The following is a 21664-nucleotide window of genomic DNA, read 5'->3' as shown; positions in this document are numbered from 1 at the left end:
CATGAACCCCCTTTCCGTGCGCGTCGGTGCGCTCGCCGCCGCCCTGACCCTCGTCGTCGCCGGATGCGGCTCCGGCGACGACGGCGACGCCGCGTCGGCCGGCCAGACCCTCCGGTACGTCGCGGTCGGCGCGCCCGCCACCGCCATCAACGACCCCCACGGCGGCATCGGTAACCAGTCCGACCTGACCCGCTTCGCGCTGCTGTACGACGTGCTGACCAAGCCCCGCCCGGACGGCACCACCGAACCCCGGTTGGCGACCTCCTTCGAGCCGGACGAGTCCCTCACCACGTGGACGGTCAAGCTGCGCAGCGGCGTGACCTTCACCGACGGCAAGCCGGTGCGGGCGGCCGACGTGCTGTTCTCGCTGCGCCGCATCCAGCAGAAGGCGGCGGAGAACTTCGGGCGGCTCCAGATGTTCGACTTCGCCGAGTCCCGGACGGTGGACGACCAGACCCTGGAGTTGGTCGTCACGAAGCCGTACGCCGAAGTGCCGCGCGCTTTGGAGTCGATCACCTTCGTGGTCCCCGAGGGCACCACCGCGTTCGACAAGCCCGTCGTCGGCTCCGGGCCGTACACGATGGCCGGGGGGACCGCGCAGCACGCGATCCTCGAGCGCAACGACCGGTGGTGGGGCACCCGGCCCCCGACGCGGCGGATCGAGATCCGCGCCGTGCTCGACCCGCAGGCCCGCGCCCAGGCGGTGATCTCCGGGCAGGCCGACGTGGCGAGCAGCGTCAACCCGGCCACCGTGCGGCAGGTGGCGAACGATCGGCGGGTGAAGGTCGTGCATCGCCCGGCCGTCACCATGTACCCGTTCGTGATGCGGCTGGACCGCAAGCCGTTCGACGACCCCCGGGTCCGTGAGGCCATCAAGCTGGCGACGGACCGGCAGGAGCTGCTGGACAAGGTGTTCCTCGGCTACGGCAAGGTCGGCAACGACCTGCTGACGCCCGCCGACCCCTCCAGCCCCACCGGCCTTCCGCAGCGCGCCCGTGACCTGACCCGCGCCAAGGTCCTGCTCGAGCAGGCGGGGCACGGTGACGGGCTGTCCCTCACCTTGGCGACCACGACGTCGTATCCGGGGATGGACACGGCAGCGACCCTGTTCGCCCGCCAGCTCGCCCGGGTCGGGATCACCGTCAAGGTCACCAACGAGCCGCCGGACACGTACTGGACGAAGGTGTTCGCCAAGCGGGACTTCTACACCGGGTTCTTCGGCGGCATCCCGTTCTCCGACGTCGCGCGGGTGTCGCTGCTCGGCGACGCCCCGACCAACGAGACCGCCTGGAAGCGGCCCGCCTGGGACGCCGCGTTCCACAAGGCGATGGGCGTCAAGGACGACGCGGAACGCCGCCGCGCCTTCGGCGACCTGCAACGCGAGCTGCGCGATGAGGGCGGCTATGTGGTGTGGGGCGTCGGCGACGGCCTCGACCTGGCGTCCACACGGGTGAACGGCCTGCCTGACGGCCCCGGGTTCGGCAGCGTCTTCATCGAGCGGGTCCGGCTCGGCGGGTGATGACGCGTGCAGTCCTGCGGACGTTGGTGCTCCTCCTCCTGGTGTCGGCGTTCGTCTTCGGCGCGACGGAGCTGCTCCCCTCGGACGCCGCCGAGACCCGCACCGGGCGCGGGGCCACGGCCGCGCAGCTCGTGGACGTGCGGGCGGACCTCGGACTCGACCGGCCCGGCTGGCGGCGCTACCTGGCGTGGCTGGCCGGGCTGGCCCGGGGCGACGCCGGCACCTCGCTGGTCACCGACCGGCCGGTCGCCGCGATCGTCGCCGAACGGCTTCCGGCGACGCTCACCCTGGCGGGCTGCGCGCTCGTGGTGGCGGTGCCGCTGACCCTGTTGGGGGCCTGGCTGGTCGGCACCGCCTCATCACGGTGGCGGTTCTGCGTCACCGGGGTGGCCTCGGTGCCGCAGGTGGTGTTCGCGGCCTGGCTCGCGGTGGTGTTCGCCGGGGTCCTGGGGTGGCTGCCTCCGGTGTCGCTGCTTCCCGTCGAGGGTTCGCCATTGTCTCGGCCCGAGCTGCTGGTGTTGCCGACGGCGGCGCTGGCCGTTCCGGCCGCCGCGTTCGGGGCGGGATTGTTGGGGGGCGCGGTGTCCGACACGGTACGCCGCCCCCATGTCCGTGACGCGGTGGCGCGTGGTCTGCCGCCGCACCGGGTGGCGGTACGGCATGTCGCGCCGTTCCTGCTGGCTCCGGCGGTACGGGTGCTGGCGTTGATGTCGGGCATGTCGCTGGCGGCCACCGCCGTGGTGGAGATCCAGTTCGGGTACGCGGGGCTCGGTGAACTCCTTGTCGGCTCCATCGGCACCCGTGACACTCCGGTCGTTCAGGCGGTGGCCATGCTCGCGGCGGTGGCCGTTCTGGCGGGGTCGGCGGTCGCCGACGTCCTTGGGGAGCGTCGGTGAGGCCGCGTTGGTCGGCGGTGGGCCTGGCCGTTCTGACGCTGGGTGTGGCGGTGTGGGGCGGTGGGCTCGCGCCGCACGACCCGGCGGCGTCGATCGGGGTGCCGTGGGCGCCACCGGGCGACGGAGCGGTGCTGGGCACGGACTCAGCCGGGCGTGACGTGCTGTCGCGACTCCTGGCGGGTGGACGTGAGCTCACCTTGACGGCGCTCGCCGCCTCGCTGATCGCCGGTGTGCTGGGGCTCGCGGCCGGCCTCGTTGCGGGCTGGTGGCCGGCCGGACGGTGGCTGACGGCGGCGGCCGACCTCTTGCTGGCGTTGCCGTTTCTGCTGGTGGCCCTGGTGCTGGCCGTGGCGGTGCCCGCCCCGGCGGCCGTGATCGTGGGCACCGTGTGCGGGGGAGCGCCGCTGGGCCTGCGGGTCGTTCGTGATGTGGTGCGCGACGCCCGGCGGGCCGGATACGTGGAGGCGGCACGATGCCGGGGCGAGTCGGCCGGGGCGATCCTCGTCCGGGAGGTGCTGCCCTCGGTGGCGGGGCTGGCCTCGGCGGATCTGGTCCTCCGGTTCATCATGGCCCTGCAACTCACCGCCGCTTTCGGGATGCTCGGGCTGGGGCCCGAGCCGACCGATGCCGACTGGGGCCTGATGCTTCGGGAGAACCTCCCGGGGTCCTCCCTCAACCCGGCCTCGCTGGTCGCCCCGGCCGCGGCGCTGACCGTGCTCTCCCTGGTGGCCGTCTGGCCGGCGTCCGCGCCGGCCGCCGGCCCGCGTGCCGTCGCCGGTACGGGTGGCGCGGCCACGGGTTCGTTCTTGTCGAACGAGCGGGCGTTGTTGTCGGTCGAGGGACTGACCGTGGTGGACGGGGGCGGCCGCGTGGTCGTCGACGGGCTTGAGTTCGGCGCCGGGCCCGGTGAGGTCGTGGCGATCGTGGGGCCCTCCGGCGGTGGGAAGACCACTGTCGTTCGTGGGCTTCTCGACATCCTGCCGCACGGCCTGCGCCGGACCGGCGGCACCATCCGGTGGCACGGAGAGCCCGTACGTCCGGGCCGCGGCGCCCGTCGGTGGCGGCGTTCGACGGTCGGTCTCCTTGATCAGGACCCGGTCGGTGCCCTCAATCCCCTGCTCACCGTGGGCGCCTTGGTCCTCGAGGATTCGCGATGCGATGCCTCCGAGGCCCGGCTGCTGCTGACCTCGCTCGGCCTGAACGTCGATGAGCTGTGGGAGCGACGACCTGGCAGCCTCTCCGGCGGTCAGGCCCAACGCGTCGCGCTGGCGCGAACCCTCCTAGGCGACCCCGGTCTGTTGGTGTTGGACGAGCCCACCAGCGGGCTCGACCCCGACACGTTGGACCTCGTCGTCAAGGCTCTTGAACGCCGGCGCGAAGCGGTCACCCTGGTGATCTCGCACGACACGGCCTTCGTGGAACGCATCGCCGACCGTGTCCTCACCATCGGAGCCCCACCCGAAAAGGGCCCTGCGCTCCGACCGTCATCGAAGCCCAGTGGAGAGACGGTGCTTCACGCCCGGGGGATGGCGTTGGGGCACGGTGACCGGATGCTGCTGGAGGACGCCGAAATAACGGTGCGGGCCGGGGAACTGGTGGCGGTGCTCGGGCCCTCCGGAGCCGGGAAGAGCACGCTGCTTCGGGCGCTGGCCGGGCTGCATCCTCCGGAGGCCGGTTCGCTGAGCCTGGGCGGTGAGGCTTTGGCCTGGGACGTCGCGGGGCGGCCGAGGGAGGCGCTGCGGGCCGTACAACTCGTCGGGCAGGACCCGGCGGGGGCCCTCAACCCGGCCCACCGGGTGGGGACCGCGTTGGCGAGGCCGCTGCGGTGGTTCGGCGGGTCGAGCGCCATGGAGGCGCGCGAGCGGGTCCCCGTGCTGCTCGAACGGGTCGGGCTCGATCCGGTGATGGTCCGACGGCGGCCCGGGGAGTTGTCCGGTGGGCAACGGCAGCGGCTGGCGGTGGCGCGGGCGTTGGCCGCCGAGCCCTCGGTGCTGCTCGCCGACGAGGTCACCTCCGCGTTGGACGCGGCCACCGCCGAGGGGCTCTTGGGCCTGCTGGCCGAGTTGAGGGCCGATGGGCTGGCGGTCTTGCTGGTCACCCATGACCGGGGTGTCGCGGCGCACGCCGACCGGGTGCTGCACCTGGCGGATCTGGAACACTCACGAACGGAGACCGACATCCGTGCACGCTGACCTGCTCAACGAAGCGGCCGAGACCTTGGCCGCGCATCCCTGGATCGGCGAGGCCCGACCGGGGCCGGACGGGGCGCTCCACGTCACTCCCGCCCCGTCCGCGTTGGCCGTCCGGCCCGAACCCGGCGGCCTCGTCACCGAGTACCTGGAGCACTGGGGCGAGGTCTACGAGTGGACATATACGCGCGCCGACGTACGGCACGCCTCCGACCTGGACCTTTCCGGTTGGCGGGCCTCCGACACGGGGCTTCCGCTGCCGGTGGGGCACATGCGGGAATGGATCGACCACACCGTCGCTCTGGTGCTCGGTACCCGCCCACGCTGGATCCTCGAACTCGGCTGCGGCACCGGTCTGCTCATGTACCGGCTGCGCGAGCACGTACGCGGCTATGTGGGCACCGATGTCGCGTCCGCCGCCGTCACCGCCCTCCGCGGCGACGCCCGCCCCGGCACCGCGTTCGTGCGGGCCGCCGCACATGAGGCCACGGCCCCCGTCGTGCTGGAGGCACTGCGTGAGGTCGGCGCGGCGGACGGCCGCCCGGACTGCGTGCTGATCAACTCCGTCACCCAGTGCTTCCCCGGCGTGGGCTATCTGCGCGCCGTCGTCCACGACGCGCTCGACCTCGTGGCCCCCGGCGGCACGGTCATCGTGGGCGACGTCCGCGACTCCCGGCTGCTCAACGACTACGCCCACTGGGTTGAAAGCGCCGCCGGCCCCGACGACCTGCCCCGCCGCGCCGCCCAACGCGCCGCCCGAGACGAGGAACTTCTCTTCGACCCGCCCCTGCTGGCCCGCCTCGCCCGGGAGTCCGGCCGAACGGTCCGGATGAGCGTTCACCCGAAGACCATGCGCGACGACACAGAACTGACCCGTTACCGCTTCGACGCCGTACTCCATGTGGACGCGACCCCGCCGGTGACGCCGGAGCAGGTGCCCTGGCGCTCCTTGGACGCCCTGGGGACCCTGGAGACTCCCATCCACATCCACGGCATCCCCGCCTCGCTGACCGCCTCCCGTCTACGCGAGGTCGCCCCGACCCGCGCCGCCGTCATCGCCGACCCCGTCGATCCCACGTCCCTCGCCGTGGTGAGCCCGCCGGAGGCCGCCGCCGTCCCGGTCACCGAGATCACCGGACGGGGGACGGTCCACGACCCTTTCCCGTCCTTCGTGGAACGCCGGCTGCGCGAGGTCGCCCGTGCTCTGCTCCGCCGCGTACTCCCCGACGCCCGCATCGTCGTGTCCGTCCTCGACGGCCCGGCGGAACGCGCGGCCGGGGCGGTCCCCGAGGCGGATGCCGCCCGCGTTCCGGGATTCCTGGCACGGTTGGACGAGGCCGCACTGGCGGCGATGGCCGTGACGTTGCGGCCGTCCGGCTTGACGCGTCCGGGCGTACGGTGCTCGGCCCATGAGGTCGCGGAGGCGTTGGGAGTCGCAGAGCGGCATCGGTGGATCCTGCGGCGCTGGCTCCAAGCCCTGGTGGAGAACGGGCTGCTCTCCCATGACGACGGCCTGTACCACGGCCTTCGGAAGGTGCGCAGGGAGGAGGCCGTCGAGGCGGGGCGTGGCCTGGAGGCCGAGGGCCAGGAGATCGGCTACCCGGAGGAGACCACCCGTTTCCTGCTGGCCGCCACCGCGCGGCTGCCGGAGCTGTTGCGTGACGAGGTGCCCCTACAGGCTCTGCTGTTCGACGGAGACGACACCGGCGCGGCCGACGGGGCGTACCGGGAGAACACCGTCAACCGCTACCTCAACGCCGGCGTCGGCGAAGTGCTGCGCCGGGCTGCAGCCGAGCGGCAACGACCTTTGCGGGTCCTGGAAATGGGCGCCGGTGTCGGCGGCACCACCGTGGACGCTCTCCGCGCGCTGGACGGCCACGAGATCGACTACCTCTACACCGATGTGTCCCGCTACTTCCTGTCGCTGGGCCGTGAGCGTTTCGCGGACAGGCCGGGGGTGCGCTTCGGTCTGTTCGACATCAACCAGGACCCGGATCTCGAGCCCGGCTCCCGTGACGTGCTCCTGTCGGCGAACGTCCTGCACAACGCCCGCCACGTAGGGAAGACCATCGCCAGGCTCGGCGGGCTGCTGGCACCCGGCGGGCTGTTCGTGTTCGTGGAGACCTGCCGGGAAATGCCCGCGATCCTGGCGTCGATGCAGTTCCTGATGTCCCCGAAGGCGGGTGGGGAACGGCTCGACCCGGCGGACCGGAGAGCCGCCGAGGATCGGGTCTTCCTCACCCGCGAGGAGTGGTCGGCGGAGCTGCGGGCCGCGGGGCTGCGCCCGCTGTTCACCCTGCCCCCCGACGACCATCCCCTCGCGGCCATCGGCCTGCACCTCTTCGTGGCTAGGCGGGAGTGATGCCGAGGTCGGCGCGGAAGAGGTCGCTCTCCATCCAGACCGCCGCCCGGACCCCGTCCGCCGCGCCCAGCGAGACCAGGGTGACGGCGTCGGGGACGGCCGGGAGCTTGGCGGTGTCGCCGACGGCCGCCACCCCGGGCACGGTGGTCTCCTGGAGTTCGTTGACCCGGACGGTCCCGTCGTCCTGGATCTCGCAGCCCAGCTCGGCGGCCGGTGTGGAGTGCTGCCGGGTGGGCGCCCGGTGGTAGACCGCGTCGCGGACCAGCGTGGTGCCGTCGGCGAAGTGCAACTCCAGGGCACCGACCTCGCCGGTCACCTTGGTCACCGGTGTGTCGACCATGCGCACACCCCGCTCGTCCAGCTTGGCGGCGACCTCGTCCGGCAGGTCGAGCGGGCCGTGCGTGCACAGCACCACGTCGTCGCTGAACCGGTCGGCGACGTACAGGGCGAGCATCGCCTCCATCGGCTCGCGGGTCAGGACGGCCAGCGACATGTCGCGGGTCTCCCAGCCGTGACAGAACGGGCAGTGGAACACGCTGCGCCCGAACCGCTCGGCCAGCCCTTCGATCGGGTACGGCTCGTCGACCTGCCCGGTGGCGAGGACGAGCCGCCGGGCCCGCTCGACGGTGCCGTCGGCGAGCTCGACCTCGAAGTCCTCCTTCTTTCCGCGCGCCGCCCGTACGAGGCCCTGCCGGATCTCCACGGACGGGTAGGCGGCCAGCTCTTCGCGGCCCAGCTCCAGCAGCCGGGCGGGCGGGAACCCGTCGCGGCTCAGGTACATGTGCATCTCGGCGGCGGGTGTGTTGCGCGGCCTGCCTCCGTCGACCACCAGCACCCGGCGGCGCTGCCGCCCGAGCACCAGCGCGGCGCTCAGCCCCGCCGGTCCGCCGCCCACCACGATCACGTCGTACCTCATCGCCCTGCTCCTCCCGCTCCGAACCCTGATGTGAAAATGATTATCGTATCTCCGCTGGGAAAGGAACCCCGATGTCCGCACTGCGCTCCTTCGCGCCTCGTGTACGGCCCTCGCTGCGGCTGTTCTGCCTGCCGCACGGCGGTGGCGGAGCGAGCGCCTTCGCAGCCTGGGCGGACGCGCTGCCCCCGTGGCTCGAGCTGTGGGCCGTCCAGTACCCCGGCCGGGAGGACCGCTTCGGCGACCCTTTTCCCGCCGATCTGGACGCCCTGGTCGCCGCGCTGGCCGAGGACGTGGAGCCGCTGACCGACCTTCCGTACGGGCTGTTCGGGCACAGCATGGGGGCCACCGTCGCGTACGAGCTGGCCCACGAGCTGATCGCCCGCGACCGGCCCGCGCCGGAACACCTGCTGGTGTCGGCCCGGGAGGCCCCGCACGACGAACGCGGCGGCCGGGTGCACCTGCTCGACGACACGGACCTGATGGCGGAGCTCGATCGCTTGGGCGGGACCGACCCCGAGGTCTTCGAAGACGAGGAGGTGCGGGCGCTGATCCTGAGATACGTCCGTGAGGACTACCGGCTCATCGAGAACTACGAGCCCCGCCACTACCCGCCGCTGGAGTGCCCGATCACGGCCCTGCTGGGCGACGCCGACCCCGACCTGACCCCGGCCGAGGCCGAACGATGGCGGCAGGTGACCACCGGGTCGACGGAGCTGAGGGTCTTCCCCGGTGGCCACTTCTACCTGGTGCCTCAGCGCGACGCCGTACTCCGCGCCTTGCTCGCCGCGCTGGAGGCTCACACCGTGTCGGGACGCCGCCAGACCTGAATGCCCGCCGGGGCCTCGGGGACGCGTTCGAGCCCGGCGTCCGTCAACTCCTGGGTCAGCAGCGCGTCGGAGATGACGTGGCAGTCGAACTCGGCGGTCTCCTCGCGCACCAGCCGTTCGCCCTCCCAGGTGCGGTAGGTGTTGACCCAGCGCACCATGGCCTCGCCGACGACGTCGGCCCGCGACAGGGTGTCGTACCGGTACCGACCCAGAGCACGCCCGGGAACGACGGTCGGTGGGACGGCCGAGGCCACCTGCGGATACTGCGACTCGGTGATGAGCAGGCCGCCCGGCCGCAGCGCCTCCGCCCAGCGCCGCCACAGCGCCTTCCGTGCGTCCGGGTCGAAGTGCATGATCAGGTTCAGCAGCACCACGGCGTCCAGCGGAACGTCCACCGTGACGGTCAGCGCGTCCTCGGGCAGCACGGTCACCACACCGGCCGCGCCCGGCACGGCGGCCAGCCGGCTCATCAGCGCCGCCCGCATGATCCGGGCGGGCTCGACCGCGAAGATCTGCGCCTCCGGCCCCAGCCGTTCCACCAGGACCTCGGTGAAGTACCCGGTGCCGGGGCCGATCTCGGCAACCGTACGGGCCCCGGCGGTCAGTTTCACCAGCGCCTCGGCGAGGGAGTCCCGCAGCGCCTCGGGGAAGATCAAGTCGTAGTAGGGGGTGTTGACGGCATAACCCAGCCCCTCGTCAGCGCGATCGGCTTCGTTCATCGGTCACCTCTCAGGTCAGGTCGGCACCGGTCACCAGCGGATCGGCGACCAGCCGGGCGTACACGGCGGCGGGGTCCAGCCGTTCGGCGGCGAGCCCGGCCCCGGGCTCCACCCGGCCGCCCAGCACCTCGTCCACCGTGATCGCGGCGACGACCCCGCTCAGCGCGTAGGAGTCGGGGGTCTGCACCACCAGCCGACGCCGCCCGGACTGGAACAGCATCGTGTAGTACGGCCCGGTCGTCGCGATGTCCACTTCGGCCGCCTCCACGACGGCGGGCACATGCCGCTCCACCGGCCCGCCCTCCGCCCAGGCCGCCGCCAGCGCCCGGGGGATGCTCTCCGTGACGTACACGGTGTAGTTGCGCAGCTCTCGCAGCTCCAGCTCGGCCGCCAGCCGCTCGGTCTCGACCGACAGGAACGGCCAGGCATGCACCCGGCCCCGGAACCCGGGCAGGGCCACACCCCGCAGCGGTCGCAGGGCGTTGGGCACTCTCCGCCCGTCCCGCCAGGCCGCCAGCGCCGTACCGAAGCGAGGTCCCCGCGTCAGCAGGGCGTCCACGGCCGACAACTCCCCGATCCGCGCCGCCCCGCCCACATAGACGTCCAGCCGAGTCCCCGCACCGGGCTCCAGCAGGCGAGGCAGCAATCCCGAGAGCCCCGGCATCAGCCCGGCCGAGAACACCGCCACCCGCTCGTCCAGCTCACGCGGCGGCGTGGCTTCCATCTTGTCGATCGCCGCGAGATCCCCGGCCGCGTCCACGTAGTGCGCCCCGACTTCGAGCGCGACCCGTGCCACGGCGTCCAGCACCTGGTACGACGGCCCGGCGCAGTTGACCACCACCGCGCATCCGTCGCAGAACGCGCGCAGGCTCTCCCCATCATGCAGATCCACCCGCATGGGAACGGCCTGAGGGACGTCCCGGCATGCGTCTGCCGCCCGGCCCGGGTCTCGCCCTCCAACGCGAAGTTCGTGGACTCCGCCGAGCCGGTCCACGACGACCCGACCGACCGTGCCCGACCCGCCGAGCACTCCGATCACCGTCATCGAACGCGCGTCCGGAGTGCCGTGGCCAGTCCCGCGACGGTGGGGGCGTCGAGGAACTCACGGACGCTGGGAGCCGTGCCGAACTCCTTGGCGATGCGCGCCAGAGTGCGTACGGCCAGCAGGGAGTCACCGCCGAGAGCGAAGAACGGGGTGGCCCGGTCCAGCACCGGTGCGTCGAGGACTTCCTCCCACAGGTCGCAGATCCGCTGTTCGAGTTCGTCGGCCGGGGGACCTTCCTCCGGGGCGGAGGTTCGTTCGGGGAGGCGGTCCAGGGAGAGGGTCGCGCTCTCCGCCGGATCCAGCGCGGAGGGGAGGTCCACCGACGCGTCCCAGCCGGGGCCCGCCGCGAGGGATTCGATCAGGTCGCGGAGGTCGGCGAAGGCCGCGTCCACCTGGCTGGAGACGAACAGCTCTTCCACGAGGGAGAAGACGAACGCCATCTCGTCGTGCATCTCGTAGAAACGCACCTCCAACGCCACCTGCGGCGTACGGAGCTGGTGGTGGAAGTCGTCGAAGACCAGTTCGCCCAGTGGCCCGGCGGATTCGGCCTGACGCTCACCGATCGCCGCGTCCATGCCCAAAGTGCTCTGGAACACCACAGGCCCGATCGGCCGGGTCGTTCCGCGTCGCCGCGCCAGCTCCCGCGACACCTCCACACCGGAGACCAGATTGTGCGACGCGTGCTCGGAGAAGGCCCGCTGCACCTCCCCGGCCAGGTCGGCGAAGGTGCGGTCGGGGGCCGGTTCCACCGGCAACAGCATGGTGGTGGCGAAAGCGCCGATCACCCGGTGAATGTCCGGATGCAGGGGAAGCCGGTTGAGCTGGAGGGAGTTGAGCAGCATGCGCCGGTGTCCCGCCCATCGGGCGAGCACCACGCCGAATGCGGTCATCATGGCGGCCGACGGGGTGACCTCGTGGGAGGCGCACTGCTCCCGCAGAGCCGCCCACCGCCCGGCGGGCAGCCGGTCCTCGCGTGTGCCCATGGTGGTCGGCCGCACGTCACGGGGGTCGGCTCGGAGCGGCAGTGCGGGCGGTGGGGGAGCGTCGTCCAGCCGCGCCCACCACCAGTCCCGATCGGCTGCGTACGGCTCGCTGTCGCGTAGGCGGCCCAGGGAGGTCACATAGTCACCGAAGTCGACGTCCAGGGGAGCCAGTACGGCGTTCCAGTCGGCGGCCAGGGTGAGCAGCTCACGGTTGAGCAGAGTGGCCGACCAGCCGTCGAGGGTGAGCAGGCTCATCGCCGTGTGCAGCCGCCCACGCCCCTCCGGCAACAGACTCAAGCGGATGTCCAGACCGGGCCCCTCCAGCGGGTTGGGTCCGGTGGTGCTCATCTCCCGCCGGATCGACTCCAGATGCGCCGAAACCTCCTCCGCCTCGGCCTTGCGCAGGTCGTACACCACGGGCCGGGGGATCGCACCGGCCGCGTCGGGGGGCAGAACGTACTGGTCGCCCTCCGCTGTGATCCGGACCCGCAGCATCGGCTGATGCAAGGCGAGCCGGTGCAGCGCGTCCTCGAGGGCTTCGGCGGCCTCATCGCCGTCGACCCCGGTGAGGGCGACGTCTCCGTAGAAGTGCGCCGAGTCGTACGACAGCTCCCACCCGTCGTGCTGGCCCACGAAATACCCCTGCTGGAGCGGCATCAGCGGGAACGGGGCGGACGGGTCGGGTCGGCGTTCAAGCTCCACCGGCAGCGCCCGGCCCGCACCGTCGCCGGACGAGCGTGTCGCCACCAGGTCGGCCAGCCGGCCGAGGGTGATCTCCACTGTCACGTCGGACAACGCCAGGTCCACGGCCATCCTCCGGCGGACCAGCGCCGACAGCCGTACGGCCAGCACCGAGTCACCGCCGAGCCGCAGGAAGCTGGCGTCGGACGGGATCTCGGCGGGGTCCAGATCGAGCAGCTCGCCCCAGATCAGGCTCAGCTCTTCTTCAACGGGCGTCATGTGCGTCTCCGATCCATGAGGTGGGCGACCAGCAGATGCTGGGAGTACGCGGCCAACGGGTGGCCCGATTCCGGCAGGTCCACCACGGGACGCAATCCGGCGGCGGCGAACCCGTCTCGCCATTCCCGCCGCGTCAGATAGGTGCGGGTCGTTCCCGCCCGGTGGTCGTGGCGTTCCACCCTCGCCGCCCCCGGTCGTGCCGACAGCAGGAACGGCATGGACGTCAGCGATTGGTGGTGCTCATGACAGGTCTCGATGAGCAGCAGCGTTCCGCCGGGGGCGAGCAGCCCGGCGATCCGTTTCAGCAGGACGCCGGTGTGGGAGGCGTTGTGCGCCGCGTTCACGGCGATGACCAGATCGAAGGTCCCCGGCAGTTCTTCGTTGAAATCCAGCCGTTCGTACCGGAGGAAGGGGTACGCCCCGAAGCGTTCCCGAGCCGACTCCAGGAAGAACGGCGACAGGTCCGTGAACAGGTACTCGCGCGTGCGCCCCACGAGCACGGGCAGCAGATCGGCGGTGAGCGACCCGGTGCCCGCCCCCAACTCCAAGACGCGTCCCGTCTCCGGAAGCCGCCGGACCACCTCAACGGCCGCCGCGTTCAGGTAGCGGTTGATGTGGTTGGCCCGGTAGGCGGCCGAAGCGGTGGCCAGATCCCCGTCGGGGAACAGCAACGCCTGCGCGCTCACCTCGTCCCTGAGCAGCCCACGCAGGTGGCGCAGCGAGTCGAGCAGGTAGCGGGTCAGCTCCGGGGGATACCCCAGCGCCTGTCGGGCCTCCTCGATCCCGTCCCGTACGGCCACCAACTCGGAACGACGGAAGCGGCGGAGCCCGTGAAACCGCCTCGGGGGGTCGGCGTGCACCAGACCTTCGCCGGCGAGCGCATCCAGCCAGTGACCCGGGATCCACGCGTGCCGGGGCACGACACCCACCTGCCGTGCGACCTCCCCTGCGTCCAGCGGAGTGCCCTCCCGCAACGAGGACACGGACCCGAGAAAGGCCGCGATTCCCGTCAGAACGGCGATGTCCAGCCGTCGTACGTTCTCCGGCACGCGGGTCAGATCGACATCTCCGACCGCCGCGAGACCGGCGTCATGGGGGCTCACGGACGGGCCGGGCCCTGAGCGACCCGCGCGACCAGTTCAGGAGAGGAGAGCACGTCGGGCTCGGCGAGCATCATCATGACGTCGAAGAACGTCTTGTTGACCTCGGCGTCCACCATGGCCAATTCCAGGAGCCGCTGCATGTACTCGCCCGTGCGCCGTGCCTCCTCGTCCACCTCGTCGCCGTTGCCGAGGTAGGCGAGATCCGCTCCGGTGGCGACCTGCCAGGCGCGCTCGTTACCGGCGGCGATCTCCTTCTGGATCGTGGCGCAGTCCTCATCGCCCACGACATCGGCGAGCCGCCGAGCGGTCATCGCCGCCATCGACATGCCCTGCGCATACACCGGGTTGACCGCGCACGCGGCGTCCCCCACCACCAGGAACCCCTCCGGCCAACGCGGCAGCGCCTCATAGTGGTGCCGCTCATTGGCCATGTGCCGGAAGCCGTGGATCGGTCCCACAGGGCGCGCGTTCTCGATGGTGTCGTGCAGCACGGGGTGGCGCAGACTCGCGGCGAAGGCGAGGAATCCCTCTTCGTCGGTCGGCGGATGGTCGTCCAGGTACCCGTACAGAGAGACCAGCCATCGGCCACCCTCCACCGGAACGAGCGCTCCGCCTCGGAGCGGCTGCCCCGGACCCGGCTGGATCGAGATGACCCGCCATTCGTCCGCGAAATCGGCGGGCATGGCGTAGAAGCGGCTGGCATACCCCGGCCTGGAGTCGACCCGGGTCCGTTCGGGCTCGTCGTAGCCCAGCGCCATCAACCATTGCGGAGTGCGTGAACGGCGGCCGGACGCGTCCACCGCCAGATCCGCCGAGAACGCCTCACCGTCTATGCGAACACCCGCCACCTCGCCACCTGGGCCTTGAACCAATCCCTGCACCTGCGTGTCCTCGCGGATGTCCACGTTCGGCAGCCGCAGCGCGCGTCGCCGTACGACCCACTCGACCAGCTCACGCGTCGCGGAGAGCACCACATGGGATGGCGGGTCGAAGCGGCTGCACCACCCCACCGGGCTGAGCCACAGATGGTCGTACGTCGTGCGCAGCGGCACCGCGCCCGCCTCGTACAACTCCTCGGTGAAGCCGGGCAGCAACCCGTCCAGCGCCCGCTGCCCGCCGCCCATCAGCGCGTGCAGATGGCGACTCTGCGGCACCCCGCCCCGGAACCCGGGCCCGTCGGGCAGCCGATCGCGTTCCACGACGGTGACCCGCTCGTAGTGCCCGGCCAGCACGACCGCCGTTGTCAGCCCGGAGATCCCGCCACCGATGACCACCGCCCGCCGCCCACGTGCCATCCCCTGGACTCCTCCCTGCGCCGTCGAATGCCCCTAGGGTAGGTGTAAATGATAATCATTTCCACCAATCGCTCCGATCGGTTCCCGGAAGGGCACCGATGACCGGATCCCGTGCTCAAGGGCGGTTCGCGAGGGCATGCGGCGGGCTCGGAGGTGGCCGTCGTGGTGGGCGGCGATCAGGAGTTCGGGTCCGGCCCAGGTCAGTGCGGTCACCTCGGAGTCGCTCGCGCGTGTGCGGACGGGCCGCAGGCCGGATTCAGGGAGGCCGGACATGGCGTGCCAGAGGGCGATGGCGCCGTCGTCGTCACCGCTGGCCAGGTGTCCGGCCGAGCCGGGGCGCCGGGCCAGGGCGGTGATGGTCTCGTTGTTCGCGCAGTGAGCGGGGTGCGGTGCCGGCCGGTCCCTTTGGGGGAGAAGTCCCAGATGGTCACGTCGGTGGCCGGCCAGGTGCCGGTGTCGTCGAAGGCGAGGCGGGAGACCTTCTCGGGGTAGCCGGACATGGTGAGTTCTCCGCCGTCGCGGGTGCGCCAGATGTGGATGGAGGCGTCCTGGTTGCCGCTGCAGATCCATCGGCCGTTCGGGGTGATGGCCGGCGTGAGGTGCGAGCCGACGTAGGGATAGGTGGCCACCGGTGTCCGGCTGTGGCGTTCGTGGCAGTGGACCGCGCCGTACGCGGCACGGCCAGGCGGCGGCCGTCGCGCATCCACGCCATGTCGGTGACGGTGCTGGCGTCCGGGGCGCCCGGCTGTCGCCGCCGGGGACGAGGCGCGTCGGCCGGAGGCGACCGCGACCCGGTCCGGGCCCGCCCAGGCGCCGGACCGGGTTCGATCAGCTCCAGGCCGTGGAGCTCGAAGTATCCGGCGATCTGCTGCCTGGAGCGCAGCAGGTAGGGGAGCGACCCGGCCTGGGCGAACACCCTGCTGGCGTCGACCTCCGGTGAGGAGTCGTCGAAGTCGTGATGGCCACTTGGCTGCCGGAAGGCAGAGGGTCGTGACGATGCCGCGCGTCTCTGCGTACGCGACCGTCCGGACGGGCGAACGCGGCGGCCGGGTCGTCCGGGGACCTCCGGCGGCGGCAGAGGATGCCCCCCAGCATCAGCCCGACCGGCTGAGCGAGGTCCAGATGCTCGGCGGCCGTGGCGATGCTCGTGTGGGGGTGGGGCGAGGTAGGCGTCCAAGTCCCGTGGCCGGTTGGCGGAAAGAGGCGCGGACTTCGCGGCGCGAGTGCGCCGGCCACTGTACGGTCGCGCTGCCGGCGCTTCATTCTGGGCGCGTTGTCTGCGGGAGCCGTTCCGCGCGTCGGCGTGACCGGTGGGGTCTTGCCGGCCGCCGGCCGCCGACCGGCGCACGGTGGCTGAGGATCTCGCCCCCGCGCTCGGTCGGCACCCGGCCACGAAGGCGGCGGTCTAGCCCCCGCTCAGGGTTGTGAGGCTTCCGACCCGGGTGGCGATGAGGTATGCCTTCGCGTCGGTCTGGTGCGTGGAGCTCACATCCCAGGTCGTGCAGGTGACGGTGACGGTGCCTCCCCTGGGAAGGGACAAGGCGCCGTCTACCGGGATGGTGGATTCGTTGTGCTTGCCGAGCCCTGACTTGGGCGTGGCCGTCGTGAACGAGTTGACCGAGCCCTGTCTGAGGGTGCACCAGGCGAAGTCCACATACCGGAGGTTGACGTGACCGTCGATGACGTAGTTCCCGGGCGGCAGGGTCAGGGTCGCGGCCGTGCGAGATTGTCTGTCCGGTAGGTCGACGTGCGCCCCGCTGTAGACGTAGACGTTGCTCGGTCCCACCGGCCCGCGAGGCCCGGTGGCGCCACGGGGGCCGGCGACGCCGCGCTGGTTCCAGGTGACGCGGGTCTCGGTCGAGCGGCACTTCGCGGTGCGGGAGATGATGCGGACGTCGCCGCCGCGCTTGGCCTTGCACGCGTGGATCACGGGCGGTGGGGCGGCCGAACGTCCCGCCGCATAGGCGGTGCCGATTCCCGCGACGAGGAAGGACGCCGTACCGAGCACAGCGATCTGGGTGAGTCTCTGCATGCCCGCAAGTATCGATCATGAGGGATCGGCGGCATATGAGTAATGGCTACTCATTCCCGGTGGAGAGGCGAGCTTGGAGGCTCTCGGCCGCCCGTGACCCGATGGACCGTGATGACGCGGAGCCGCTGGACGCCACCGCGCCGGCAAAGGTCGACCTCATGCCGCCGGACCATTTCCCCCGCAGCTTCCGCATGGCCTTGGCAAGACCCCGTACAGCCCCTTGCCGACCCGCCGCATCGAACGGGTCATGGACCTCCTCCGGCGGGGCGACTTCACGGTGACGGAGGTCTGTCCTGCCCGGTCTCGATGCCGCGGATGTCGCCGCCCTCGGCGAGGTAACCGTCGAACTGGAGGCTGTGCAGCGAGGTGTCCAGAACGGCTTTCTGCGACAGGAAAGGCGCTCGTGCGTCACCGCCACGTCCACAGACGCTGCTCGAGGCATCGGGATGGGTCTGGCTGAGGGTAAGGCGCGCGGCCCGATGGCCGGCGCCGCGCTGATCATGTGCTGCATGGCCTCCTCCCAGGTAGAGATGGTGCGCTGCGTGATGGTCAGACGCCGCGCGGTGGGGTCGCGAGCGGTCCGTTCCGCCCGCCGCGACCCGTCGTCGCATGCGCACACCCGAGTGAGGGGCCGAGATCGGTGCGCACCGACGATGCCGGACGCAGGCCGCCGTCACCGCTCCGGCTAGGGCTGGAAGCGGTAGCCCATCCCGGGTTCGGTGAGCAGGTGGTGGGGGTGGGCGGGGTCGGTTTCGAGTTTGCGGCGGAGTTGGGCCATGTACTGGCGGAGGTAGTGGGTCTCCTTGATGTAGCCGGGGCCCCAGACGGTGGTCAGCAGTTGTCGCTGGCTGACGAGTTTGCCGGGGTTGCGGAGCAGGAGCTCGAGCAGGTGCCATTCGGTGGGAGTGAGGCGGAGGGACCGGCCCTCGGGGTCGGTGGCCGTCTTGCCGGCGAGGTCGATGGTGCGGTCGCCGACGGTGACGACGCTGGTGGCGTCGTCGGCGGTGACGCGGCGGGTGACGGCGCGGATGCGGGCGACGAGTTCGTCCATGTCGAACGGTTTGGTGACGTAGTCGTCGGCTCCGGCTTCGAGGGCTTCGACCTTGTCGCGGCTTCCGGCGCGGCCGGACAGGACGATGATCGGTACCCGGGTCCAGCCGCGCAGGCCGTGGATGACGTCGACGCCGTCCAGGTCGGGGAGGCCGAGGTCGAGGACGACGAGATCGGGGTGGAGGTCTCCGGCGGTGCGGAGGGCGGAGGTTCCGTCGTCGGCGGTGGCGACGTCGAAGTCGCGGGCTCGCAGGTTGATGCGCAGGGCGCGGAGCAGTTGGGGTTCGTCGTCGACGACGAGGACCTTGATCATGGTGTTCCGTTCCGGTGGACGGACAGCGCGACGATCATGGTGAGGCCGCCGCCGGGGGTGTCCTCGGGGATGAGTTCGCCGCCCATGGCCTCGGTGAGGCCGCGGGCGAGGGCGAGGCCGAGGCCGACTCCGGTGTGGTTGTCGCGGTCGTCGAGCCGTTGGAACGGCTGGAAGATGCGGTCGCGTTGGTCGGCCCGGATACCGGGTCCGCGGTCGGCGACGCGCAGCTCCACCCGGTCCCGGATGGCGCCGGCGGTGACCAGGACGTGTTCGTCCGGCGGGCTGTGGCGGATCGCGTTGGACATGAGGTTGACCAGGACGCGTTCGAGGAGGGCGGGGTCGGCCTCGATCTCGGGCAGGTCCTCGGAGATGGCGGTGGTGACGCGGTGCCGCCCATCCTGCCCGAGGTCGTCGAGGGCGCGGGGGACGACCTCGTCGAGGGCGAGGGGTTGCAGGACCATGCCGAGCGCCCCGGCCTGGAGGCGGCTCATGTCGAGCAGGTTGGCGACGAGCCGGTCGAGCCGGTCCAGAGACCGGGCGGCGGTGTCGGCGAGTTCGGCGCGTTCTTCGGCGGTCCAGGCGATGTCGGTGTTGCGGAGACCGTCGACGGCGGCCTTGGCTCCGGCGAGCGGGGTGCGCAGGTCGTGGCTGACGGCGCTGAGCAGGGCGGTGCGCAGGCGGTCGACGGCCTCCAGCGGCCGGGCCCGTTCGGCTTCGGCCTCGAGGCGCTGCTGTCGCAGGGCGGCGGCGGCCTGGACGCCGAAGGCCTCGAGGACGCGACGGTCCCTTGCCCGGATGGTTCGGCCGCGCACGGCCAGCGCGATGTCGTCGCTGATCGGAAGCGTGGTGTCGCCCTCGTCGGGGGTGCTGCAGGGGCGTCCGCCGACGGTGGCGACGATCCGCCAGTCGTGCGGGTCGCGTCGGGTGTCCGGTGTGATCGGCAGGTCGGGAGGATGTTCGAGCAGGGTGACCGAGGTGAGGGCGAACGTCTCGCGGAGCCGTTCGAGGAGGGTGTTCACGGCGCGTTCGCCGCGCAGGACGTTCCCGGCGAGTGTGAAGAGGGTCTCGGCTTCGGCGCCGAGCTCGGCGGCCTCCCGGGAACGGCGTGCGGCCCGGTCGACGACCGCGCTGACTCCGGCGCCGACCAGAACGAACACCACCAGGGCGACCCAGTTGTCCTCCTCGGCGATCGTCCACTCGTGATACGGCGCGGTGAAGTACCAGTTGAGCAGCAGGAATCCGGCGATGGCGGTGAACAGCGCGGGCCACAGGCCGCCGAGGAGCGCGATGCCGACGACGGCGGCGAGGAAGAACAGGATGTCGCCGGGCAGGCTGACGTCCTCGCGCAGCCGGGTGAGCACCAGCGTCAGCAGCGGCAGCCCGCAGGCGGCCAGGGCGAAGGCGGCGAGGCGGCGTCCGGGCGGCAGCCCCTGGTCGCGACGTGGCCGCTGCAGCCCCCGGCGGGCCTCACCGTGGGTGACCATGTGCACGTCGATGGACCCGGACAGGGCGGTGGTGGTGACCCCGATGCCGGGCCGCAGGAACTGCGCGACGGGGCGGCGGCGGGAGACGCCGAGGACGAGCTGGGTCGCGTTGACGGCCCTGGCGAAGTCGAGCAGGGCCTTGGGCACGTCGTCGCCGACGACCTGATGGTAGGTGCCTCCGACGCTTTCGACGATCTCTCGCTGGCGGGCGAGGGCGGCGGGGCGCGTGCTGGTCAGGCCGTCGCCTCGGGTGACGTGCACGGCCATGAGGTCGGCGCCCTTGGTGCGGGCGGCGATGCGGGTGGCGCGGCGGATCAGGGTCTCGCCTTCGGGGCCGCCGGTGAGGGCGACGACGATGCGTTCGCGGGCCTCCCAGGTGCCGGCGATGCCGTGGTCGGCGCGGTATCGGTCGAGTTGCTCGTCGACCTTTCCGGCCAGCCACAGCAGCGCGAGCTCGCGGAGCGCGGTGAGGTTGCCGACGCGGAAGTGGTTCGACAGGGCGGCGTCGACCTTCTCGGGGGCGTAGATGTTGCCGTGGGCCATCCGGCGGCGCAGCGCGTCGGGCGCCATGTCGACGAGTTCGACCTGGTCGGCGCGGCGGACGACCTCGTCGGGGACGGTCTCCCGTGGGACGATTCCGGTGATGCTCTCGACGACGTCGTTGAGCGATTCCAGATGCTGGATGTTGACCGTGGAGATGACGGTGATGCCGGCGTCCAGCAGCCGTTCGACGTCCTGCCAGCGTTTGGCGTTGTCGGTGCCCGGCACGTTGGTGTGCGCGAGTTCGTCGATGAGCGCGACCCGCGGGGCGCGGGCCAGCACCGCGTCGACGTCCAGCTCGGTGACCTCGGTGCCGCGGTAGGAGATGCGCCGGCGGGGGACGATCTCCAGACCGTCGAGGAGTTCGGCGGTGCGGGGCCGGTCGTGGGTCTCCACGTAGCCGACGACGACGTCCGTGCCACGGGCGCGGCGGCGCCGGCCTTCGGAGAGCATGGCGTACGTCTTGCCCACGCCGGGGGCGGCCCCCAGGTAGATGCGCAGATGCCCCCTGGGCATGGCGTGCGTCCTTTCAGCTCTTGTCGAGGTCGATGTTCAGTTCCAGCACGTTCACCGCGGGCTCGCCCATGAATCCGAGGCTACGTCCCGTGGTGTGCTCGTCGATCAGCGCGGTGACCTGGGCGATCGGGATGCCGCGGGTCTGGGCGACCCGCCTGGCCTGGAGCCTGGCGTAAGCGACGGAGATGTGCGGGTCGAGGCCGCTGCCGCTCGCGGTGACCGCGTCGGCCGGGACGGCGGGCTTCGCCGGAGCGGTGCCGCGGATCGGAACGATCTGGCCGGTGCCGTAGTCCTCGCCATGGGTGTTGCACTCGACCTCGACCCCCTTGTAGCCGCTGATGAACGGCGTGGCGGGGCAGGCCTCGTTCAGGCTGACGACCTTGGTCGGTTGCGACACGACTCCGTCGGCGTCGCGGGGGCCGAGCACCGCCAGCACCGCGCCCACGCCCGAGGGGGTGCAGTACGGGCGGGAACCGTCCACGCCCTCCAGTTCGCCCACCGCCTTGCTGCGGGCGCAGACCTGCGTGAGCAGGCCGGCCCTGGCGTTCTCGTCCTCCTCGCCGGCCTTGACCAGCGCCGGGTCGGGGAGGGTGTCGACGATGTCCTCGGGGCCGAGATTGGACGCCGAGGTGGCGGTCGGGTCATGGCCGTCACCGGCGTTGGAGGGCCGGGACTGGAAGTACCGCTTCAGCGGCGCCCCGTCCTCGCCGGTGAAGGGCTGGCCGATCAGCGAACTGCCCACGGTCGTGCCGTTCACGCTCACCAGGGAGCCGTCGGCCCTGCCCTCGAGCCCGGGGACCTGCGCGACGGCGGTGATGGCCAGCGGGTAGAGGACACCGCAGATCACGGTGAGGACGAGCAGCGCCCGCAGCGCCGCGAGGTGTCGGCGGAGCCCGCCGGGGAGTGTGTTCATCG

At 71.7% G+C, this 21664-nt stretch carries 15 protein-coding genes; 5 read left to right on the top strand and 10 right to left on the bottom strand.

Annotated elements, in window-relative coordinates:
* Position 1 precedes the first annotated feature (1 nt).
* The 4 genes from DFJ69_RS02240 to DFJ69_RS02225 are packed head-to-tail and all read left to right on the top strand — an operon-like array spanning position 2 to position 6966.
* Entirely contained in the window at positions 2-1519 is a 1518-nt protein-coding gene (locus DFJ69_RS02240) for an ABC transporter substrate-binding protein (RefSeq protein WP_211328486.1), read from the top strand.
* On the top strand, positions 1519-2415 hold the full coding sequence (locus tag DFJ69_RS02235; RefSeq protein WP_116020930.1) for an ABC transporter permease: 897 nt from the start codon (positions 1519-1521) through the stop codon (positions 2413-2415). Before DFJ69_RS02240 ends, DFJ69_RS02235 begins: the two co-directional genes overlap by 1 nt.
* Positions 2412-4607 (top strand): ABC transporter ATP-binding protein/permease, encoded by a 2196-nt coding sequence (locus tag DFJ69_RS02230; RefSeq protein ID WP_245973934.1) that lies wholly within the window; start codon positions 2412-2414, stop codon positions 4605-4607. Before DFJ69_RS02235 ends, DFJ69_RS02230 begins: the two co-directional genes overlap by 4 nt.
* Positions 4597-6966, top strand: a complete 2370-nt coding sequence (locus DFJ69_RS02225; RefSeq protein ID WP_211328485.1) for a methyltransferase — start codon at positions 4597-4599, stop codon at positions 6964-6966. Before DFJ69_RS02230 ends, DFJ69_RS02225 begins: the two co-directional genes overlap by 11 nt.
* On the opposite strand, the gene DFJ69_RS02220 is transcribed toward DFJ69_RS02225, so the two are convergent.
* On the bottom strand, positions 6953-7882 hold the full coding sequence (locus DFJ69_RS02220; protein WP_116020928.1) for an NAD(P)/FAD-dependent oxidoreductase: 930 nt from the start codon (positions 7880-7882) through the stop codon (positions 6953-6955). The genes DFJ69_RS02225 and DFJ69_RS02220 overlap by 14 nt on opposite strands.
* A gap of 71 nt (positions 7883-7953) precedes the next feature.
* Between DFJ69_RS02220 and DFJ69_RS02215 the strand changes: the two genes are divergently transcribed.
* Complete coding sequence (locus DFJ69_RS02215) at positions 7954-8709, top strand: thioesterase II family protein (protein WP_116020927.1); 756 nt, start codon at positions 7954-7956, stop codon at positions 8707-8709.
* Here the strand turns inward: DFJ69_RS02215 and DFJ69_RS02210 are convergent.
* From DFJ69_RS02210 to DFJ69_RS02165, 9 genes are all read right to left on the bottom strand, one after another.
* The gene (locus DFJ69_RS02210; protein WP_116020926.1) at positions 8679-9428 is read right to left on the bottom strand and encodes a class I SAM-dependent methyltransferase; all 750 of its coding nucleotides are present in this window, start codon (positions 9426-9428) and stop codon (positions 8679-8681) included. The two genes, DFJ69_RS02215 and DFJ69_RS02210, sit on opposite strands and share 31 nt — an antisense overlap.
* 10 nt (positions 9429-9438) lie before the next feature.
* On the bottom strand, positions 9439-10473 hold the full coding sequence (locus DFJ69_RS02205; protein ID WP_116020925.1) for a saccharopine dehydrogenase NADP-binding domain-containing protein: 1035 nt from the start codon (positions 10471-10473) through the stop codon (positions 9439-9441).
* Positions 10470-12416, bottom strand: coding sequence for a phosphopantetheine-binding protein (locus tag DFJ69_RS02200; RefSeq protein ID WP_116020924.1), 1947 nt, complete (start codon positions 12414-12416; stop codon positions 10470-10472). Before DFJ69_RS02200 ends, DFJ69_RS02205 begins: the two co-directional genes overlap by 4 nt.
* Positions 12413-13519 carry a class I SAM-dependent methyltransferase gene (locus DFJ69_RS02195; protein WP_116020923.1) on the bottom strand — a complete coding sequence of 369 codons (1107 nt, stop codon included), beginning with the start codon at positions 13517-13519 and terminating at the stop codon, positions 12413-12415. Before DFJ69_RS02195 ends, DFJ69_RS02200 begins: the two co-directional genes overlap by 4 nt.
* Positions 13516-14814 carry an NAD(P)/FAD-dependent oxidoreductase gene (locus DFJ69_RS02190; protein ID WP_116020922.1) on the bottom strand — a complete coding sequence of 433 codons (1299 nt, stop codon included), beginning with the start codon at positions 14812-14814 and terminating at the stop codon, positions 13516-13518. The genes DFJ69_RS02195 and DFJ69_RS02190 overlap by 4 nt, the downstream gene beginning before the upstream one ends.
* Before the next feature lie 1405 nt (positions 14815-16219).
* Positions 16220-16846 (bottom strand): hypothetical protein, encoded by a 627-nt coding sequence (locus tag DFJ69_RS02180; RefSeq protein ID WP_116020921.1) that lies wholly within the window; start codon positions 16844-16846, stop codon positions 16220-16222.
* 685 nt (positions 16847-17531) lie between these two features.
* On the bottom strand, positions 17532-18209 hold the full coding sequence (locus tag DFJ69_RS02175) for a response regulator (protein ID WP_116020920.1): 678 nt from the start codon (positions 18207-18209) through the stop codon (positions 17532-17534).
* Positions 18206-20749, bottom strand: a complete 2544-nt coding sequence (locus DFJ69_RS02170) for a sensor histidine kinase (RefSeq protein ID WP_116020919.1) — start codon at positions 20747-20749, stop codon at positions 18206-18208. The genes DFJ69_RS02175 and DFJ69_RS02170 overlap by 4 nt, the downstream gene beginning before the upstream one ends.
* Before the next feature lie 13 nt (positions 20750-20762).
* On the bottom strand, positions 20763-21662 hold the full coding sequence (locus tag DFJ69_RS02165; RefSeq protein WP_116020918.1) for a potassium-transporting ATPase subunit C: 900 nt from the start codon (positions 21660-21662) through the stop codon (positions 20763-20765).
* Between the last annotated feature and the right edge of the window lie 2 nt (positions 21663-21664).

The organism is Thermomonospora umbrina, assembly GCF_003386555.1.
GTDB classification, from domain to species: domain Bacteria; phylum Actinomycetota; class Actinomycetes; order Streptosporangiales; family Streptosporangiaceae; genus Thermomonospora; species Thermomonospora umbrina.
This window is presented reverse-complemented; position numbering and strand designations above follow the sequence as displayed.

Coding starts and splice junctions, on each gene's coding strand:
- DFJ69_RS02240 (WP_211328486.1), top strand. CDS start 2: ATGAACCCCCTTTCCGTGCGCGTCGGTGCGCTCGCCGCCGCCCTGACC.
- DFJ69_RS02235 (WP_116020930.1), top strand. CDS start 1,519: ATGACGCGTGCAGTCCTGCGGACGTTGGTGCTCCTCCTCCTGGTGTCG.
- DFJ69_RS02220 (WP_116020928.1), bottom strand. CDS start 7,882: ATGAGGTACGACGTGATCGTGGTGGGCGGCGGACCGGCGGGGCTGAGC.
- DFJ69_RS02215 (WP_116020927.1), top strand. CDS start 7,954: ATGTCCGCACTGCGCTCCTTCGCGCCTCGTGTACGGCCCTCGCTGCGG.
- DFJ69_RS02210 (WP_116020926.1), bottom strand. CDS start 9,428: ATGAACGAAGCCGATCGCGCTGACGAGGGGCTGGGTTATGCCGTCAAC.
- DFJ69_RS02205 (WP_116020925.1), bottom strand. CDS start 10,473: ATGACGGTGATCGGAGTGCTCGGCGGGTCGGGCACGGTCGGTCGGGTC.
- DFJ69_RS02200 (WP_116020924.1), bottom strand. CDS start 12,416: ATGACGCCCGTTGAAGAAGAGCTGAGCCTGATCTGGGGCGAGCTGCTC.
- DFJ69_RS02190 (WP_116020922.1), bottom strand. CDS start 14,814: ATGGCACGTGGGCGGCGGGCGGTGGTCATCGGTGGCGGGATCTCCGGG.
- DFJ69_RS02180 (WP_116020921.1), bottom strand. CDS start 16,846: ATGCAGAGACTCACCCAGATCGCTGTGCTCGGTACGGCGTCCTTCCTC.
- DFJ69_RS02175 (WP_116020920.1), bottom strand. CDS start 18,209: ATGATCAAGGTCCTCGTCGTCGACGACGAACCCCAACTGCTCCGCGCC.
- DFJ69_RS02170 (WP_116020919.1), bottom strand. CDS start 20,749: ATGCCCAGGGGGCATCTGCGCATCTACCTGGGGGCCGCCCCCGGCGTG.
- DFJ69_RS02165 (WP_116020918.1), bottom strand. CDS start 21,662: ATGAACACACTCCCCGGCGGGCTCCGCCGACACCTCGCGGCGCTGCGG.